General features: G+C 69.5%; 13 protein-coding genes. 5 read left to right on the top strand and 8 right to left on the bottom strand.

What is annotated here, in order from left to right:
• Positions 1-76: 76 nt before the first annotated feature.
• From KHF85_RS07045 to KHF85_RS07025, 5 genes are all read right to left on the bottom strand, one after another.
• Entirely contained in the window at positions 77-1,483 is a 1,407-nt protein-coding gene (locus tag KHF85_RS07045) for a virulence factor family protein (protein WP_409976696.1), read from the bottom strand.
• Positions 1,484-1,658: 175 nt separating this feature from the next.
• A complete protein-coding gene (locus KHF85_RS07040) occupies positions 1,659-1,847 on the bottom strand; it encodes an oxidoreductase-like domain-containing protein (RefSeq protein ID WP_284569026.1) in 189 nt (62 codons plus the stop codon).
• Between the two features lie 70 nt (positions 1,848-1,917).
• Positions 1,918-2,523: an HD domain-containing protein gene (locus KHF85_RS07035; protein ID WP_284569025.1), complete on the bottom strand. Its 606-nt coding sequence runs from the start codon at positions 2,521-2,523 to the stop codon at positions 1,918-1,920.
• The gene (locus KHF85_RS07030; RefSeq protein ID WP_284569024.1) at positions 2,520-3,161 is read right to left on the bottom strand and encodes a 2'-5' RNA ligase family protein; all 642 of its coding nucleotides are present in this window, start codon (positions 3,159-3,161) and stop codon (positions 2,520-2,522) included. Before KHF85_RS07030 ends, KHF85_RS07035 begins: the two co-directional genes overlap by 4 nt.
• 224 nt (positions 3,162-3,385) lie before the next feature.
• On the bottom strand, positions 3,386-3,841 hold the full coding sequence (locus KHF85_RS07025; RefSeq protein WP_284569023.1) for a PA2169 family four-helix-bundle protein: 456 nt from the start codon (positions 3,839-3,841) through the stop codon (positions 3,386-3,388).
• 671 nt (positions 3,842-4,512) lie between these two features.
• Here KHF85_RS07025 and KHF85_RS07020 point away from each other — a divergent pair.
• Positions 4,513-6,753: a methyl-accepting chemotaxis protein gene (locus KHF85_RS07020; protein ID WP_284569493.1), complete on the top strand. Its 2,241-nt coding sequence runs from the start codon at positions 4,513-4,515 to the stop codon at positions 6,751-6,753.
• A gap of 881 nt (positions 6,754-7,634) precedes the next feature.
• Here KHF85_RS07020 and KHF85_RS07015 read toward each other — a convergent pair.
• On the bottom strand, positions 7,635-7,916 hold the full coding sequence (locus KHF85_RS07015; RefSeq protein ID WP_284569022.1) for a hypothetical protein: 282 nt from the start codon (positions 7,914-7,916) through the stop codon (positions 7,635-7,637).
• On the opposite strand from KHF85_RS07015, the gene KHF85_RS20600 reads away from it, so the two are divergent.
• On the top strand, positions 7,836-8,435 hold the full coding sequence (locus KHF85_RS20600; RefSeq protein WP_409976695.1) for a tetratricopeptide repeat protein: 600 nt from the start codon (positions 7,836-7,838) through the stop codon (positions 8,433-8,435). The two genes, KHF85_RS07015 and KHF85_RS20600, sit on opposite strands and share 81 nt — an antisense overlap.
• On the opposite strand, the gene KHF85_RS07005 is transcribed toward KHF85_RS20600, so the two are convergent.
• Positions 8,432-9,640 (bottom strand): MFS transporter, encoded by a 1,209-nt coding sequence (locus tag KHF85_RS07005; RefSeq protein ID WP_284569020.1) that lies wholly within the window; start codon positions 9,638-9,640, stop codon positions 8,432-8,434. The two genes, KHF85_RS20600 and KHF85_RS07005, sit on opposite strands and share 4 nt — an antisense overlap.
• Positions 9,641-9,970: 330 nt before the next feature.
• Between KHF85_RS07005 and KHF85_RS07000 the strand changes: the two genes are divergently transcribed.
• Positions 9,971-11,059: an alkene reductase gene (locus tag KHF85_RS07000; protein ID WP_284569019.1), complete on the top strand. Its 1,089-nt coding sequence runs from the start codon at positions 9,971-9,973 to the stop codon at positions 11,057-11,059.
• 55 nt (positions 11,060-11,114) lie between these two features.
• On the opposite strand, the gene KHF85_RS06995 is transcribed toward KHF85_RS07000, so the two are convergent.
• Positions 11,115-11,456, bottom strand: a complete 342-nt coding sequence (locus tag KHF85_RS06995; protein WP_284569018.1) for a zinc ribbon domain-containing protein YjdM — start codon at positions 11,454-11,456, stop codon at positions 11,115-11,117.
• A 171-nt stretch (positions 11,457-11,627) separates the two neighbouring features.
• Between KHF85_RS06995 and KHF85_RS06990 the strand changes: the two genes are divergently transcribed.
• Both KHF85_RS06990 and KHF85_RS06985 read left to right on the top strand, forming a co-directional pair.
• Positions 11,628-12,098 (top strand): FKBP-type peptidyl-prolyl cis-trans isomerase, encoded by a 471-nt coding sequence (locus tag KHF85_RS06990; RefSeq protein ID WP_284569017.1) that lies wholly within the window; start codon positions 11,628-11,630, stop codon positions 12,096-12,098.
• Between the two features lie 196 nt (positions 12,099-12,294).
• Positions 12,295-13,653: an Hsp70 family protein gene (locus KHF85_RS06985; RefSeq protein ID WP_284569016.1), complete on the top strand. Its 1,359-nt coding sequence runs from the start codon at positions 12,295-12,297 to the stop codon at positions 13,651-13,653.
• Positions 13,654-13,721: the final 68 nt, after the last annotated feature.

Genomic DNA, 13,721 nt, shown 5'->3' with positions numbered 1-13,721 from the left:
GAAAAGCAACAGCAAAAGCGGTTGGCCTTACCGAGAAACGTTCTCCCGGTCCCGAGTCCCGAGTCCCGAGTCCCGACTATTTCGCCCCGATCCGCTGCACTATCTGCCTGGCCAGTTCCGCGTAGTCGCCCTTGAAGTGGTGGTCGCCGGGCAGCTTCACCAACTGCGCGCCGCCGTGCGGCAGGTCCGGGCAGACGCTGTCGTCATCGTCCTCGCCGTAGATGCACAGGGTCTGCGCGGCCGGCATCTTCGCCACGTCCGGGGCGATCGGCAGGCCATCGTCGCCGGAACTGATCCAGTTGGAGACGTGGAATTCGTAGTCGGCGGTCTTGCCCAGCGACAGCAGCGCGGTGGTCTGCACCTGGGCGCGCATCGTCGGCGGCAACTGGTTGTAGGCGGCCGGCAAGACGTCGGCGCCCTGCGAGAAACCGATCAGCACCACCCGCCCGCGCTGCCACAGGTGGCTGTAGTGGCGGTAGATGCGGTCCAGGTCGGTGGCGAAGCCCTGCGGGGTGCGCTCGCTCCAGAAGTAGCGCAGCGAATCCACACCGACCACCGGGATGCCGGCCTGGGCCAGCGCGCCGGCGACCTGCTGGTCGAGTCCGGCCCAGCCGCCGTCGCCGGAGATGAAGATCGCGAACACCTGGTCGTGGTCGTTGTCGGCGGCCGCGGCGCCGGCGGCGGCAGGCACCTCGACCACCGGCAGCCCGGCCAGATCGACCGGCGTCGGCGGCAGGCTGACCCCGCGCTGCGCGCCAAGCGAGCGCACGGCCGCACGCAGCCCTGGCAAGGCATCGCCGCTGGCGCTGCGGCGGAACTGCTGCGCCTGCGGCACCTGCTGCACGAACGCATCGCTCTGCTGGGTGCAGCGGCCCTTGCCCGGCGCATCGATCGCGCTCAGCCACGGCAGCGGCAGCGCCGCCGGCTGCAGCGCACGCGCCGGCGCGGTGATGCCGGCACCGCAGATCTGGTCGTCGAGCACCTGCACCGGGCAGAAATCCTCGGTGACCAGGCCGGCCAGCAGGTGCTTGGGCGCCTGCGCCGCGACCGCATAGGCCAGCGCGGCGCCGTCGCCATCGCCGACCAGCAGCGGCAGGCGGTAGGTCGGCACGTGGTAGTAGGCCTGCACGTAGCGCGAGAAATTCTCCACGTCGCCGGCGGAAAAACCGCAGGTGCCGGGGATCTTGGCCAGCACCGCCTGCAGGTGCGCAGCGTCGATCACCACCACCATCGCGCCGTCGTCGCGCAAGGCCTCGATCTGGCGCATGCGCGCGGCCGCGCCGTGTTTGCCGCCGGCGAACCACAGCACCACGCGCTGCGCTTCGCCCTGCGGCAGCAGCACCGGGACCTGTTCGAAGCGACCGTGGCTGAGTTTTTCCGGGACCGCGGGCGGTGTCGCCGCTGGCGCGGCAGGCGCCGCCGCGGCGGCGGCCATGGCGGTCAGCCCGGCCAACGCACATCCCCACATCCATCCGCCACGCATTCGCATCATCTGGCAATCCTGAAAAGACATGTCAAAGATAATCCCGAACGGCGGTCGCGCGAAGCACGGCGCGGACGCCGGTTCATGCGGGGTACGTCGGAAGCTCGCCGGCCGGCCGCCGCAACTCGCGCAGATAGCGGCGCCAGCGCAGGCTGCGGCAACCCGCGGCGGGCGCTCACGCGCCCGGGCCGGCCTCGGGATGGCGCAGCCGCCACGCCGCCAGCGCCTGCCGATAGCGCGCCACTTCGTCGTTGTACAGGTCGTGCACGCACAGCGGACACCCGCTGTTGCAGCAATCGCTGGGCAGCGGCGGCTGCGGCGCTTGCGGGCACGGATCGGCAGGGGCGGAATCGGGATCGGACATCACGGTGCGCAGCGGGTGGCACGCCAGCGGCGTGAACAGGCGCGCATTGTAGAACGCCGGCCCGGCCGGCTCAGCCGACCGCCTGGCCCAGATTGGCGCGCGCCGCCGCGTCGTAGCGCGCATGGAACCAGTCGCTGAGGAAGATGCGCGGCTGCGCCAGCACCGTCTGCAGGAACGCGCGGCGCTTGCGCCGGTACAGCCAGCCCGGCACCACGCCGCGGTACTCCTCGGCGATGGCGCGATCGTAGGCGGCGAATCCGGCGGGATCGGCGCCGAGGATGGCCATGTCGCAGTCCAGGAACAGCGCCGCCTCGGCGTCCACCGCCGCGGCGGACAGTCGCCCGTGACGCGCGGTCAGTTCGATCAGCGCAGCCACGCGTGCCGCATCCAGCCCGGCGTCGGGCAACCACTGCGCGATCGCCGCCTGCGCCAGGCGCGCCGACTGCGCCTCGTTGTCGCTGCGCCAGGCCTGATACACCGCATCGTGATAGAGCACCGCCAGGTAGACCTCGCGCGGCTGCAGCCAGCCCAGCACTGCGGCGACCTCGGCGTAGTGGCCCAGCACCGCCTGCACGTGGCCGAAATGGTGGTAGGCGCGCGGCGGCGTGGCATAGGCCGCCTGCAACTGTTCCCACTGCGCGGCGGGCAGGGCCAGCGGCGGCGCCGGTTCGCTCATCGCATCGCCCTGCCGCCGGCAGACGCAGGCCCGGCCGCATCCGCCGACAGCGGCCAGGTCGCTTCGTGCGCATAGCGCCCCTGCCCTTGCACGCTGCGGATCAGGCTCAGCGTGGCGACCGTGCAGCGCAGCTCCGGCACGGTTTGCGGCGGCACTGTCTGCTCGTCGTAGCTGAGGGTGATATGCGGGAGATAGGCCGCGTCGGCGCGCGTGGCCACGCCCTGGCGGGCTAGTTGCTGTTGCAGCGCCTCGCGCAGTCGACGCAGCGCGGGCGGCTCGCCGTCGCCAAGCAATACCAGCGGCCGCGTGCGGGCACGGCCGCCGAAGCTGGCGACCCGATCGAAACACAGCTCGAACGGCGCCGCCGTCAGTGCCTGTCCGGCCGCATGCGCCTGCCGCAGCAGCTGCGGCGGAATGCCGGCGTACTCGCCGAGATAGTGCAGGGTCAGGTGCAGACGTTCCACCGGCAGCGCGCGACCGCGCAGGCCATGTTCGGCACGCAGGCGCTCGCCCAGTGCGAAGGCGCGCTGTGCGGTGGCCGGGTCCGGCAGCACAGCGAAGAACAGGCTCTCGCGCGGCGCCGGCACAGCGAAGCCGAGCGAGAACTGCGCGTTTGCGGAAGAAGGATCGTGGGCCATCGGCAGAGGGCGAAAGCCGCGGGCGCTGCGGCGACGGGACAGGGACCGTCATGGTAGCAAGCGCGTTGCGCCAGGCGCGCGACCGCTCGCTTCGAAAACGCAAAAGGCCGACCGGACGGAATCCGGTCGGCCTTTGCGCCTTTCAGCGTCGGCAAGTTGCGATCCGCGCGAATCGCAACGTGCCTTGCCGTCGATGACGGCCGGACGCGAGTCCGGCCTGCGGCTCAGGCCGCGTTCTTCATCGCCAGCTTGCGGTTGCGCATCACGTCGTGACACGCGCGCACTTCCGGCAGCAGCTTGGTGGCGGCATCGCGTGCGGCGACCGGGGTATCGCTGTCGGCGATGGTCTCGTTGAACGCCTTCAACAGGCGATCCTCGGACTCTTCCAGCTCGGCCACGTAGCCGTACTTGGTGTCGCCCAGCGTCGCGCGCACCTTGCCGTACATCTGCTGCATGCCGCCGACCAGCGTGCCGTGCTCGTCGGGCTTGCCGCCGACCGCCTGGACCACCGCGCTCAGGCTGCTGACGATGTCGGACTTGACCCCGGCAATGCGCAGGAACAGCGCCGACAACTCGGTATCGCCGACCTTCTGCGCCGCTTCTTCGTAGAACTCATTGCCGTCGCGGGAGATGGCGATGAGGTCGTTGAGGCTGTGGGTGGTCTTGCTCTGAATGCTCATGGATGGAACTCCTTCTGCAATGGGCCGGCGAACATCGCGCAACGGGCAAGTCGGGTCGTGTTCCCTGGATTTCGCTCGGCCGCGGTATGAAGAGTCTTGCCGCGTTGCGTCGTGGGAAGGATGCTGGACGCCTGGGCATAAAGTGCACGTGAGCCGAAACGCTTGCGTCCTCACGCGGTGCTGGCAGGCATGAACAGGCATTCATCGCCGATGCGCAGACGACGCCACGCTGCATGCAGGCATCCGTTCGGTGCTGGGCGCGTCTTCTGCAGCTGCTCGCAGAAGCGAGCTTGAGGTCGGGATCACAGGTGGCATCAACGCCAATGCCGCAGTACGCGACAGTATGGCGAATCCTGTTACTGCCCGATTCTCGCTAGATTCCGGCGCGTTTCGGCCCAAGCCGCAGCGCTTCTGGCCACGCGCCGAGCAGTGCGCAACGTCGCCCGGCAACGATGTCGAAGAACTTATCCATTAAGAATCGAACATGGCCGCCGTTATCTTGTTTAAGCCTCGACAAGACGCAGTGCGCACCGAGACTTGGCCTTGCCAGTCGCTGCAATGCCGCCGCTGCGAGTCTCTGCACCCGCCGTCGCCCGTTATGTCCGAGCTCGGCTCACGCGACTTCCGGGTCGCCGCGCACACCTCACCTCACCCTTTTTTGGGAACTACGAATGAACGGACTCCTCCAGCGCTACAACGTCGGCACGCGCCTTTCCTCTGGCTTCGGCCTGCTCATCCTGCTTTCCTGCGCACTCGTCGTTGCCGGCCTGGTGACCCTGGCGCAAGCGCGCGAGCGGCTGGACAGCATCGCCAATCGCAACATCACCATCCTTCAATACACCAACGACATGCTGCAGGCCAGTTCGGTCATCGCCGTCAACCTGCGCAACATCGTGCTGCCGACCACGCAGGAGCAGAACATCCAGTTCGCCAAGGTCGTCGAGCAGCAACTGAAGGGTTACGACGAAGTCCACGATCGGCTCTATGCGATTCCGGCCACCAACCCGATTGGCCAGGAAATGCGCAAGCAGATCGATCTCGCCTACGCGCAATCGCGCGCGGCCAACCAGGAAGTGTTCGACCTGGGGATGAACGGCAAGTCCGACGAGGCGCTGTCTGCACTGATGAAGCGCGCCGCTCCGGCGACCCAGAAGTGGCAACACGCCCTCACCACGTTTTCGGATCGGCAGCGCGCGCTCGCTGCCACGGCGTATGCCGAAGCGAATACGGCGATGGACCACGGCCGTGCACTGCTGATCGCCGGTGGCCTCGCGGTGGTGCTGGTCAGCATTGCGCTGGCGCTGCTGATCACCCGCAGTCTGGTGTTGCCGCTGAACCGAGCCACCCGCGCTGCCGAGGCCATCGCCGGCGGCAAGCTGGACAACGATGTGCAGACCCAGGCCACCGACGAAACCGGCCGCCTGCTCGGCGCGATGCATGGCATGCAACAGCAGATGCGCAGCCTGATCGCCGCGCAGATGGACATGGCCAAGCGCCACGAGGCGGGCCAGATCAGCTATCGCATGGACGCAGCCGCCTTCCCCGGTGATTACGGGCGCATGGCGGCGGAAACCAATGCCGTGGTCGGCTCGCATGTCGAAGTGCAGCTGCAGCTGGCGCGGATCATGGGACGCTATGCGGTCGGCGACCTCAGCCACGACATGGACCGCCTGCCCGGCGAGAAGGCGACGTTCACCCAGACCATGGACGAGGTGAAGGTCAACCTCTCGGCGATGAATGGCCAGATCAAGCAACTGGCGCAGTCCGCCGCCGACGGCGACTTCAGCGCCCGCGGCGATGCCGAGCGCTTCCAGTTCGATTTCCGGGTCATGGTCGAAAGCCTCAATCAGCTGATGACTACGGCCGACGGCAACCTGCAATCCTTGTCGGCCTTGCTGCAATCCATCGCCGCCGGTGACCTGACCGCGCGCATGCACGGCGAGTTCCATGGCGTGTTCGCGCAGATGCGCGACGACGCCAACGCCACCGCCGAGCAGCTGTCGGAGATCGTCGGCCGGATCAAGCATTCGGCGGTGTCGATCAACGCCGCGGCCAGCGAGATCGCCGCCGGCAACGACGACCTGTCGCGCCGCACCGAACAGCAGGCCGCCAGCCTGGAAGAGACCGCCGCCTCGATGGAGGAATTGACCTCCACCGTGAAGCAGAACGCCGAACATGCGCGCCAGGCCAATCAGCTCGCAGCGGGCGCCGGCTCGGTCGCGTCGCAGGGCGGCGAGGTAGTCGGCCAGGTGGTGACCACGATGAGCGGCATCGAGGCCTCCTCGAAGAGGATCGCCGACATCATCAGCGTCATCGACGGCATCGCCTTCCAGACCAACATCCTGGCCTTGAATGCGGCGGTGGAAGCGGCGCGTGCCGGCGAGCAGGGCCGCGGCTTCGCCGTGGTCGCCTCGGAAGTGCGCACCCTGGCGCAGCGTTCGGCCAGTGCGGCCAAGGAGATCAAGGAACTGATCGACGACTCGGTCAGCCGCGTCGCCGAAGGCTCGGCGCTGGTCGGCCAGGCCGGCAAGACCATGCACGAGATCGTGTCCTCGGTGCAGCGCGTCACCGACATCATGGGCGAGATCTCCGCCGCCTCGCAGGAGCAGTACGCCGGCATCGAGCAGGTCAACCAGACCGTGACCCAGATGGACGAGAGCACCCAGCAGAATGCGGCCCTGGTGGAAGAGGCCAGCGCCGCGGCGCGCTCGATGGAGCAGCAGGCGACCGAACTGACCCAGGCGGTGGCCCTGTTCAAGCTGGATGAACGCACCGCGCCGGTGCGCGCGACGCGCGCCGCGGCAACAGCGACGCCAAAGCGTGTCGCCCGTACGGACGCGGCGCCGGCCGCAGCGCGGCGCCTGCAGTCCGTCCCCGCGTTGGCCACGGACAAGGACTGGCAGGAGTTCTGATCGGCGAGCGCCGCATTGGCCGCCCTCCGCCGCGAGGGCGGCCATAAAGGGGCATACGCGGCACCTGCGTCTGTTCTATGCCGCGCCTGGAGACCGGGCCGGGACGGGACGGAGCGGGCAATCGGGAACCGGGTGTAGCGCCTGTTTTCGCCACTGGCAGGCACATGCCTTCGCGAGGGCGTCTACCGAACGCTTCCGCAGCACACGATGCCGCGTGCTGCAGCGGCTCCGGCCGGCCTTGCGCCGCTGCCCACGACAACGCGACCGAAACGGCACACGGACGGCCTGGCGATATTTTCGCCAGGCCGTCTGCGCATACTGGCACAGCACGCTGCAGCGAGGTTATCCACATCCTTGCCGCGCATCCATCCACAGCCGCTGTGGATGAATACGCGGCATCGGCCTGCCGCAAGCCGCGTCGCGATCGACTGCGTCTTCCGGCAGATCCAGCGCGCCGGCAAAGGGCGATAGTTGCGCCGCGACCCTCCCATTCCGGGTCGCCGCGAGTGCGCCATGTTCGGTTGGACCGCGTTCGCCCTGGTCGCTGCCACAGCGATCGCGCCACCACCCGCGCCGCCCGCGGCGGACCAGATCATGCGCGTCCCGCCTGCGCTGCATGCGCTGATGCGACAGCGCGTCGATCTGCGCGTCCCGTGCGAGCAACGCCGCAGCAACTGGTGAAGTTCGCCTTCGATGCCGACGCCCTGGATCTGCAGTACGACGCCAAGGCCACCCACAGCATCGCCGAGACCTACGCCACGCACCGCGTCAATTGCCTGTTCTTCACCCTGCTGTTCGTGGCCATGGCACGCGACGTCGGGCTGGACGCGCAGGTGGAAGAAGTGGGCCGGGTGCTGAGCTGGTACCAGGACGGCTATGCGCTATACAACGCCGGCCACGTCAACGTCGGCGTGCGTCTCGACGGACGCCATGCCAGCATCGACCTGGACCGCAGCGTGCTGATGGACCGGCGCGGCCCGCAGCCGATCTCCGACCGCCGCGCGCTGGCCCACTACTACAACAACCGCGGCGCCGAACTGATGGCCGACGGCGACCTGCCCGCCGCGCAACAGCATCTGGCGATGGCGCTGCAGATGGACCGCGACTTGGCCGCGGCCTGGAACAACCTCGGCGTGCTGGCGCTGCGCCAGGGCGATGGGCAAGCGGCAGCGCAGGACTACGCGACCGCGCTGGCGGTCGACCCCAACCCTGTATCCGCACTGTCCAACGCCGCCATCCTGTACCCCGGCGCCTGGGCGATCGCCGGCGCGAGGCGGCGATGCTGGCGCGCCTGCAACGCGTGCAGCCGACCGACCCGCTCCATCAGTATCTGCTCGGCAACGAGGCGGAGCGGCACCAGGACTACGCTGCGGCGATCGGCGACTACCGGCATGCGCTGCGGCTGTACGACGGCGCGGACCTGCGCTATTTCGCCCTCGCCCGCGCGTATCTGCTCAACGGCGATGCGCGCCGCGCGAACACGGCGCTGCAGCAGGCGCTGGCGCACGCCGACAAGACCGCGCAGCCGCGCTATCAGGCCAAGCTGGATGCGTTGCGGCGGCTGTCGCACAACACGCAGGCGCAGCGCTGAGCCACGCCTAGCGCGTCAGGCACGGGCGACCGCGTCGCCCGTGCAAGCAGTCAGGCGCGCGTCAAGTCGAAACGCGCACTTACTCGCTTAGCCAGCGGTCGCCAAGCGCTGCGCACGGCGCGCGTCGTGGCGCGCCCACAGGTACACCAGCAGGCCGCCCAGCGCCGCCGCCGCGCCGACGTAGCCGGTCGAGGTCCAGCCCAGCCCGGCGCTGATCGCAATCCCGCCCATCCACGGCCCCAGCGCGTTGGCCAGGTTGAACGCGGCATGGTTGGAGGCCGCGGCCAGGGTCTGCGCTTCGCTGGCCACATCCATCAGCCGGGTCTGCAGCACCGGCGCCAGCGCGCCCATCGTGCCGACCGCGACCACTGCCGGCAGCACCGCCCACGGCGAGTGTGCGGCCAGCGGCCAGGCCAGCAGCACGGCCATCGACCACAGCAACACCAGCGGCACCGCACGGAACTGCAGCCGGTCGAACAGCCAACCGCCGGCGAGATTGCCGAGCAGGCCGCCGAAGCCGAACGCGCACATCGCGAACGGGATCCAGCGCTCGGACACGCCGGTGACCTGGATGAGGGTCGGCGCCAGATAACTGAACACGCAGAACATGCCGGCGAAGCCGACCGAGCCGATGCCCAGCGCCAGCCACACCTGCGGACGGTTGAACGCGCGCAGCTCGCGCAACGGCCGCTGCCGCGGCTCGTGCGGATCGGCCGGCAGCAGGCGCATGACAAGCACCACGGTCAGCACCGCGATCGCCGCCACCAACGCGTACGCGTAGCGCCATTGCGCCACCTGGCCGAGCCAGGTCGCCAGCGGATTGCCGATCAGTACCGCCAGGTTCAGCCCAAGCAGCACCCGGCTCACCGCCGCGCCGCGCTGGTCGGGGCGGCTGATCGACGCGGCGACCAGGGTGGCTACGCCGAAATAGGCGCCATGCGGCAGCCCGGCGATGAAGCGCACCAGCAGCATGCTGTGGTAATCCGGCGCCAGCGCACTGGCCAGGTTGCCGACCGCGTAGAAACCCATCAGCGCCAGCAGCAGGGTGCGCCGCGGCCAGCGCGCGCCGACGATCGCCAGCAGCGGCGCGCCGACCACCACGCCCAGCGCGTAGGCGCTGATCAGGTGCCCGACCTGCGGCGCGTCGATCGCCAGCCCGCGCGCGATGTACGGCATCAGGCCCATCGTGGAGAACTCGCTGGTGCCGATCGCGAAGCCGCCCATCGCCAATGCGAACAGGATCAGCACGTAGCCGCGGCGCGACAGCGGCGCCTGGGGAGTGACGGGAGTGGACATGCCCGGGACCTGGTCGAGGGCCGCCCATTATTGTGCATCGCAGCATGCAAGGGCACCCATGCGCGTGCAACAGCGCGTTGCGCGCGGTCGTCGCCTGCGTCGCGCTGACCGTATCAGCCGTCCGCCTTCGATCTGGCGCGCCAGCCGCCGCCGGCCGCGCAGCGCCTCCAACACGGCGCCGCCTTTGCTGGCGAGCCTGCCGCCAGCAACGCACTGTCCCATCGCGGCCACGCGCAACCGCGGTGACCATCCCCATGTTTAGCGGGAGACGACCGGCGCCTTCGGCGCTGCGCTGTCCCTGCCCCCATTCCTCGTTCGAGACACGTACCGATGACCGCTACCGCTTCCCCCTTGTTCGCCCCGCTGCGCCTGGGCGCGATCGCACTGGCCAACCGCATCGTGATGGCGCCGCTGACCCGCAATCGCGCCGAAGGCGAAGGCCGCATCCCCTCGCCGCTGGCACCCGAGTACTACGGCCAGCGCGCCAGCGCCGGACTGATCGTCGCCGAGGCCACCCAGATCAGCCCGATGGGCCAGGGCTACAGGGATACGCCCGGGATCTACAGCCAGGCGCAGGTCGCCGCCTGGAAAAACGTCACCGCCGAGGTGCACCGCCGCGGCGGCAGGATCGTGCTGCAGCTGTGGCACGTCGGCCGCATCTCCCACGTCAGCCTGCTGCCGGACGGCGCCGCGCCGGTGGCGCCGAGCGCGCTGCGCGCCAACGCCAAGACCTTCACCGCCGAAGGCTTCAGCGACGTCTCCGAACCGCGCGCGCTGCGCCTGGACGAGATTCCGGCGCTGCTCGAGGACTTCCGCCACGCCGCGCGCAACGCCATCGCCGCCGGCTTCGACGGCGTGGAAGTGCACGCTGCCAACGGCTACCTGATCGACCAGTTCCTGCGCGACGGCAGCAACCGCCGCGACGACGCCTACGGCGGCAGCATCGAGAACCGCACCCGGCTGCTGTTCGAGGTGGTGCAGGCGGTAGCGCAGGAAATCGGCGCCGAGCGCACCGGCGTGCGCCTGTCGCCGGTGACCCCGGCCAACGACGCGCACGACAGCGACCCGCAGCCGCTGTTCGAGCGCGCGGTCGAGCGCCTGGATCCGCTCGGCCTGGCCTTCCTGCACGTGATCGAGGGCGCCACCGGCGGCCCGCGCGACAACATCGCCTTCGACTACGCCGCGCTGCGCGCCAGGTTCCGCGGACCGTGGCTGGTCAACAACGGCTACGACAAGGCGCTGGCCGAACGGGTCATCGCCGCGGGCACTGCCGACGCAGTCGCATTCGGACGCCCGTTCATCGCCAATCCGGACCTGGTGGAACGGCTGCGCCGCGATGCGCCGCTCAACCCGCTGGATGCGGACACGCTCTACGGCGGCGGCGCCAAGGGCTACACCGATTACCCCACGCTGGACTGAGCCGGACACGCGGCGGCGGCTGGTATCTGCCGTCGCCGCAACCCGCGCCCACGGTTCAGGCCTTGCGCAGAAAGCAGGTCTTCAACACCAGGCCCTTGATCTTGTCCGAGTTGCCTTCGATGTGCTCGGCATCGTCCTCGACCAGGCGGATGCCGCGGATCACCGAGCCCTGCTTGAGCGGGATCGACGAACCTTTGACCTTCAGGTCCTTGATCACCACCACCGTGTCGCCGGCCTGCAGCACGTTGCCGTTGCTGTCGCGCACCACCGTTTCCGCAGTGGAGGCGGTATCGGCCGTCGCCGGCCACTCGTAAGCGCAATCGGCGCAGGTCCACAGCGCGCCATCCATGTAGGTGTTGTGCAGGGTGCATTGCGGGCAGGCGGGTGCGGCGGACATGGGGTTCCTTGCTGCTGCGACGACGGGGCGAACGGCCATTGTAACCGCCCGCTCCGCTGCACCGACTTGCGATCCGCCGGCGCTTTTCGTTAGGGTATTCGGGTAGCACCTTGCATCGCGCTGTGACTGTGCCGGCGTATCCCACTTCTAAATGAATGAATGAGGTTTCCCATGGAGATCGCCAACGGTCTTGTCGCCACCATCCACTACACCCTGACCGACGATGCGGGCGAGGTGATCGATCAATCCTCGCCGGACAATCCGCTCAGCTATCTGCACGGTGCCGGCAACATCGTGCCGGGGCTGGAAAAGGCGCTGACCGGCAAGCGCAGCGGCGAGCGCGTGCAGGTCGACGTGATCCCGGACGAAGGCTACGGCCCGCGCCACGAGCAACTGCAGCAGGAGGTGCCGCGCAGTTCGTTCCCGGACGCGGACAGCCTCGCCGCCGGCATGCAGTTCCAGGCGCAGACCGACCAGGGTCCGCTGCTGGTCACGGTGGTCGAGGTCGGCCCCGAGCTGGTGACCATCGACGGCAACCATCCGCTGGCCGGGCAGGTGCTGCATTTCGCGGTGGAAGTGGCCGGCGTGCGCGAGGCCACCGCACAGGAAACGGACCAGGGCCACGCGGGCGCGGCGCTGTAACCGCCTGCATCCCGGCTGCAACCGCACGAGGCCCGCAATCGCGGGCCTCGTGCGTTGCGCGGGGATACCGGCCATACCCGCAACGACGCTGCCCGAGCGCTGCCACGCATGCTGATGCAGCACCGGCGCCGGCCGGCTTGCGCCACGCAGCGGCTTGCCGCACAGTGCCCGGCCCCCTGCCCGGCCCCGCAGCGACATGAGACTCGGCATCGATTTCGGCACCAGCAACTCCGCCGCCGCCGCGGTGATCGATGGCCGCGTGGTGCCGATCGGCTTCGGCGACCAGCACCAGTTCCGCACCACCGTGTACTTCCCGGAGGTGATGCGCGACCCGTCCGATTTCGAGCTGACCCCGGCGCTAGAGCGGCAGGTGGACGAGCTGATCGAATCCGGCCGCCGCGATGCGGCCGCCGCCGGCCGCACGCGCAGCCGCGACGACTTGCGCCGCGACGCGATCCGCGTGGTACGCCGGCAATGGATGGAAGCGCAGATGCGCGAGCCGCGCAGTTCCGCGGCGCTGCTGCAGAACGCGGTGTACGGCGACGCCGCGCTGGATGCGTATTTCCTCGAAGGCGAAGGCAGCCTGGTGCAGAGTCCGAAATCGATGCTCGGCTACAACCTGCATCCGCGCGCCAGGCAGACCATCACCGGCATCGCCACCCACATTCTCGAACACATCCGCCTGACCGCCTCGCAGCAACTGGGCCTGCAGGTGCGCAGCGCGCTGCTCGGGCGCCCGGTGCAGTTCCGCAGCTCGATCGGCGAGGCCGGCAACGCGCAGGCGCTGGAGATCCTGCACAGCGCCGCGCTCGCCGCCGGCTTCGACGATATCGCGTTCCTGGAAGAGCCCGCCGCCGCGGCGATGCACTACCACGCCGGCAGCGAAGCCCGCCACGACGCGGTGGTGGTGGACATCGGCGGCGGCACCACCGACATCGCCCACGCCAGCGTCGGCGGCGACGGCGCGCCGCAGGTGCACCGCGCCTGGGGCATCGCCCGCGGCGGCACCGACATCGACCTGGCGCTGAGCCTGGCCAGCTACATGCCGCTGTTCGGCCGCGGCAGCACCCGCGTGCCGGCGCACCACTACGTCGAGGCGGCGATGGTGCAGGACACCACCCGCCAGCGCGATTTCCGCCAGCATCGCTACGACGAGGTACCGCGCCCGTACGACACGCGGCTGCAGGCGCTGCAGGACACCGGCAACACCGCGCGCCTGTACCGCGCGGTGGAACGCAGCAAGATCCGCCTCAGCGACAGCGAGCAGCACGCGGAGCCGCTGGACTACATCGAAGCCGGGCTGCAGGTGCAGGTGCGCGCCGACGAACTGACCCATGCCGCACGCAGCTATCTGGAAGCCTTCGGCGAACTGCTGGCGCAGGTGCGCAGCGACATCGGCCGCGAGCCGGCGGCGGTATTCCTGACCGGCGGCATGTCGCGCGCCGGCTACATCCAGCAGATCGCCGCCGCCGCGTTCCCGCAGGCGCGCCTGGTCCACGGCGATCCCTCGTTCGGCGTGGTCCAGGGCCTGGCGCTGGCCGCCGCGCAGCGCTGAGCGCCGCAGCCCCGCACCGCGACGTGCGACCGCGGCGCGCACCGGCGCGACCCGGCAGACACAGGCGC

This window comes from Xanthomonas graminis pv. graminis (assembly GCF_030168915.1).
In the GTDB taxonomy this organism is placed as follows: domain Bacteria; phylum Pseudomonadota; class Gammaproteobacteria; order Xanthomonadales; family Xanthomonadaceae; genus Xanthomonas_A; species Xanthomonas_A translucens.
The sequence above is the reverse complement of the archived record's forward strand: the minus strand, read 5'-3'. Positions and strand labels throughout refer to the sequence as shown.